Source organism: Craterilacuibacter sp., from assembly GCF_051659485.1.
Lineage (GTDB): Bacteria > Pseudomonadota > Gammaproteobacteria > Burkholderiales > Chromobacteriaceae > Craterilacuibacter.
Map to the genome: position 1 here is coordinate 1 of NZ_JBOFOO010000416.1, position 4,083 is coordinate 4,083.

Below are 4,083 nucleotides of genomic sequence, written 5' to 3' on the forward strand. Positions count from 1 at the left end.
GCAGGCTTGGCCAGCCCCAGCGGCTCGGCCTTGGCTGCATCGTACTGCGCCGTAGAGATGTGCCCCAGTTCGTGCATGCGGCGCAATACATAGAGCTGGCGCAGACGGGCGCGCTCGGGATTAGCAATCGGGTTATACGACGACGGCGCCTTGGGCAGGCCTGCCAGCATGGCAAATTGCGCCACACTCAGCTCGTTCAAAGGCTTGCCGAAATACGCTTGCGAAGCGGCAGAGAAGCCGTAGGCACGCTGTCCCAGATAGATCTGATTGAGGTACAACTCGAGAATCTGGTCTTTGGTCAGCGTGTGCTCGATCTTGAAAGCCAGCAGTGCTTCATTAAACTTCCGGCTAAAAGTCTTTTCACTTGATAGAAAGAAGTTTTTGGCTACTTGCATGGTAATCGTGCTTGCACCGGATCGAGTATGCCCAGATACTATATTTCCTAGCGCAGCTCTAAGAACACCGACATAATCTACACCACCATGCTGGTAAAAACGCTCGTCTTCTGCCGACAGCAGAGCTTGGCGCATCAGCGGTGGTACATCATGAATGCGGGAGAATGACCGGCGCTCTTCACCGAATTCGCCGATCAGTGCGCCGTCAGCAGCATAGACGCGCAACGGAATCTTGGGACGATAATCGGTGAGGATATCCAGATCGGGCAAACGCGGCCAGGTAATAAGAACGGCAACAGCCAGCACGCCAACGGCCAGCGTCGCGATACCGATCATGGAACCCAGGACAATCTTCAGAATTCGCAGCAACATAATGTTCGAAAAAAAAAATCGAATGCTGATTATACCGTTTTACCCGGAGCTACTGGCAAAGTTCCACATAACTGATAATTGATAATTAAAAGGGAGGCGGGTGATTCCTGCTGCAGGCAGCAGAAATCCCTGATCAAGATATGCTGGGTGGCAAACTGGAATTACCCAAGTCCTTGGGCAGCCTGTTCGCAGGCCGAGGTCAGGCATCAGCCAGCCTGATCGGGCTGGACATCAGCACAACCGCGATCAAAATGGTCGAAATCGGGCGGGTGGGTAAACATTTCCAACTGGAACGCTACCTCATCGAGCCCCTGCCCAAAGATGCAGTGAGCGAAGGCAATATTGTCGATATCGATGCCGTGGCCGAGGTGCTGCGTCGTGCCCGCGCCCGACTGGGCAGCCACTGCAACCGCGTCGCCATGGCACTGCCGACCACCATGGCGATCTACAAGAAAATTCTGGTTCCTGCCGGGCACAATAAGGAAGACCTGGAGTTTCAGGTAGAAAATGAAGCCAGCCAGTACATTCCCTTTCCGCTAGACGAAGTGAATCTGGACTTTCAGGTCTTGGGTCCCTCGGTGACTCAGGCCGATGACCTTGAGGTCATGATTTGCGCCTCGCGCAAGGAAAAAGTCGAAGAGCGTCTGGCGATCGCCGAAATGGCCGGTCTCAAGGCCCAGATCATGGATGTCGAGGCCTTTGCCATGCTGACGGCGTTCGAGCTGTTGCAACAGCAGCTACCCGACCAAGGCTTCAACCAGACCTTTGCCCTGTTCGACATCGGCGCCACCAAGATCCACTGCTCGGTCATCCGCAACGGCCAGCAACTGTATTACCGCGAACAGGCTTTCGGCGGTACCCAGCTGACACGGGAAATACAGCGCCGTTACACCATGAGCAACGAAGAGGCCGAAAAGGGCAAGCGCAGCATGATGCTGCCCGAGGGCTACGAGTCCGAGTTGCTACAACCCTTTGTCGACTCGCTGTCACAGGAAATCCAGCGCGCACTGCAGTTTTTCTACACCACGGTCAGTGTGTCGCAATACCTCAGGGTCGACTACATCCTGCTCGCCGGCGGCAGCAGCATGCTGTCCGGCCTCGATGACGCTGTTGCCCTGCGCACCCAGATCAGCACCATGATCGCCAATCCATTTACCACCATGACGCAAGCGCCCGGCATTCCGCTCAAGGATCTGCTGCTGGATGCCCCTGCCCTGCTTGTTGCCTGTGGTCTTGCGCTAAGGAAATTCGACTGATGATACGCATCAACCTGCTCCCTTACCGGGAAATGCGGCGCGCGGATCACAGGCACCGCTTCCAGAACCTGCTGGCACTCGCCATCGCTGCCAGCGCCTTATTGCTTGGTGCCGGCTATTTTTTGCAAAGCCATACGCTGGACACGCAACTGGAACGTAACCAGCGCCTGGATACAGCCATCGCCGAGTTGACCGTCAAGCTGGGAAAAATAGACTCGCTGCGCCAACAACGCGCGGCGCTGCTGGCGCGCAAGGAGCAGGCCGAAAGGCTTCAAGGCGAGCGGACACAATCGGTACTGCTGTTTGACGATTTGGTACGTTTCATGCCTGAAGGCGTGTATTTGAAAGACTTCAAGCAAACCGGCAACACCATCGCCCTGTCCGGCTATGCCTTGTCCGGCGCCCGCGTGTCCAATTATATGGGCAGCCTGTCCAGCTCGCGCCTGTTCGTCAACCCGGTACTGATCGAGGTAAAAGCCGCCAGTCTGGGCAATCTGCGCGCCAGCGAATTCAGCTTGAACATGAGCCTGCAGCAGGGCCGCCAAGAACCCGCCCAGACAGGAGCGCCACAGTGAATATCAATCTGGACGAACTGCGTAATCTGGACTTCAAGGAAGTACCCAACTGGCCACTGCGCTCGCAGCTGATCACGCTGGGGGTGATGGCGCTGTTTTTATTGCTGGCCGGCTATTTTGTCGCATTAAGCCCGCAGCGGGACGAGATTGCCGCCGCCGAGGCACGCGAAAGCGAACTCAAGACCACCTATATCGACAAACGCCGCCAGCTCGCCAACCTCGAAGCACTGCAGGAGCAGCTCAAGCAAATCGAGAAAAGCTTCGGCGGCCTGATCCGCCAATTACCGACCAAGGCCGAAATGGCATCGGTACTGGCCGAGATCAACCAGGCCGGCGTAGGCCGCGGCCTGCAGTTCGAACTATTCCGCCCGGGGCAGGAAATTAAAGGCACCGAACTTGCCGAACTGCCGATCGAGATCCGTCTGACCGGTAGCTACAACGATCTGGCGGCCTTTGTGCTGGATGTTTCCAAGATGTCGCGCATCGTCACCATCGGTGATATTTCGCTGGCACCAACTGCCGGCAAGGATGGACGCTTGACGCTGCAAACAACAGCCAAGACCTACCGCACGCTGGAGCCGGAGGAACGTAATGCGGCACTGGCCCAGGCACAGGGGAAAAAGCAACCATGAAAAACAGCCTTCCCCTCCTATTGCTGACCCTGCTATTGGCAGCCTGCGGCTCGGGTCAGGATGATCTTGATCTCTGGATGCAGCAGCAAGGCCAAGGATTGGCCGGCAAGGTCGAACCCATTCCGCAACTGGGCTCCGCAGCAACGGTCGACTACACCGGCTTTGGCCTGCTATCGCCATTTGATGCGGCACGCCTGAAAGTCGCCGGCAGCCAGAACAGCGCCAATGCCCCCGACCTCAAGCGCCCTCGTGATCCGCTGGAAAACCACAATATTGAATCGCTGAAAATGGTCGGTAGCATCCAGATCAAGGGCGTACGCCGGGGGCTGATCCAGACGCCGGACGGCATGGTCTACCCGGTCAGGGCGGGCAGCTTTATCGGCACCAATTTCGGTGTGGTCGCTTCGGTACTGGATACAGAAATCAAGCTGACCGAAACCGTTGAAGACGCCAACGGCGACTGGGTCAAACGCGAAACCAATATCCTGCTGGCAGATGAACAAGGGCAAAAGAAATGAATAAAACAACGCAACTGACGACGCTGGCCAGCAGCCTGCTGGTGGCCTCGCACTTTGCATGGGCTGCCGGCAACAGCATTACCCAGATCGAACTCCTGCGCAGCAATGGCGACCAGCAGGTGCTGGCGATCACACTGGCCAAGCCCGCGGCTTTACCCAAGAGCTTTTCACTCTCCAGTCCGCCACGCATCGCATTCGATTTCAGCGACACCGGCAGCGCGCTGCCACAGCCACAGGTCGCCCTGCCAGGCCCCTTGCTCAATAACGCGACTGTCGTTGCCGCCGGCGATCGCAGCCGCATCGTGCTCTCGCTAGCCAAGGCCAGCGCTTATCAG

At 57.2% G+C, this 4,083-nt stretch carries 6 protein-coding genes; 5 read left to right on the forward strand and 1 reads right to left on the reverse strand.

Annotated features, from left to right (window positions below; all coding sequences use genetic code 11):
* Positions 1 to 767: transglycosylase domain-containing protein (locus ACRC1E_RS14050; protein ID WP_438515711.1), on the reverse strand; the 767-nt coding region annotated here is incomplete at its 3' end.
* Between the two features lie 140 nt (positions 768 to 907).
* Between ACRC1E_RS14050 and ACRC1E_RS14055 the strand changes: the two genes are divergently transcribed.
* From ACRC1E_RS14055 to ACRC1E_RS14075, 5 genes are all read left to right on the forward strand, one after another.
* Entirely contained in the window at positions 908 to 2,023 is a 1,116-nt protein-coding gene (locus ACRC1E_RS14055; RefSeq protein WP_438515713.1) for a pilus assembly protein PilM, read from the forward strand.
* Complete coding sequence (locus ACRC1E_RS14060) at positions 2,023 to 2,598, forward strand: PilN domain-containing protein (protein ID WP_438515714.1); 576 nt, start codon at positions 2,023 to 2,025, stop codon at positions 2,596 to 2,598. Before ACRC1E_RS14055 ends, ACRC1E_RS14060 begins: the two co-directional genes overlap by 1 nt.
* Positions 2,595 to 3,230: a type 4a pilus biogenesis protein PilO gene (locus ACRC1E_RS14065; protein WP_438515715.1), complete on the forward strand. Its 636-nt coding sequence runs from the start codon at positions 2,595 to 2,597 to the stop codon at positions 3,228 to 3,230. Before ACRC1E_RS14060 ends, ACRC1E_RS14065 begins: the two co-directional genes overlap by 4 nt.
* Positions 3,227 to 3,748 carry a pilus assembly protein PilP gene (locus ACRC1E_RS14070; RefSeq protein WP_438515716.1) on the forward strand — a complete coding sequence of 174 codons (522 nt, stop codon included), beginning with the start codon at positions 3,227 to 3,229 and terminating at the stop codon, positions 3,746 to 3,748. Before ACRC1E_RS14065 ends, ACRC1E_RS14070 begins: the two co-directional genes overlap by 4 nt.
* Positions 3,745 to 4,083: AMIN domain-containing protein (locus ACRC1E_RS14075; protein WP_438515718.1), on the forward strand; the 339-nt coding region annotated here is incomplete at its 3' end. The genes ACRC1E_RS14070 and ACRC1E_RS14075, both read left to right, overlap by 4 nt.

Excerpts from the sequence above, each read along its gene's own strand:
- ACRC1E_RS14055 (WP_438515713.1), top strand. The coding sequence starts at position 908 with ATGCTGGGTGGCAAACTGGAATTACCCAAGTCCTTGGGCAGCCTGTTC.
- ACRC1E_RS14060 (WP_438515714.1), top strand. The coding sequence starts at position 2,023 with ATGATACGCATCAACCTGCTCCCTTACCGGGAAATGCGGCGCGCGGAT.
- ACRC1E_RS14070 (WP_438515716.1), top strand. The coding sequence starts at position 3,227 with ATGAAAAACAGCCTTCCCCTCCTATTGCTGACCCTGCTATTGGCAGCC.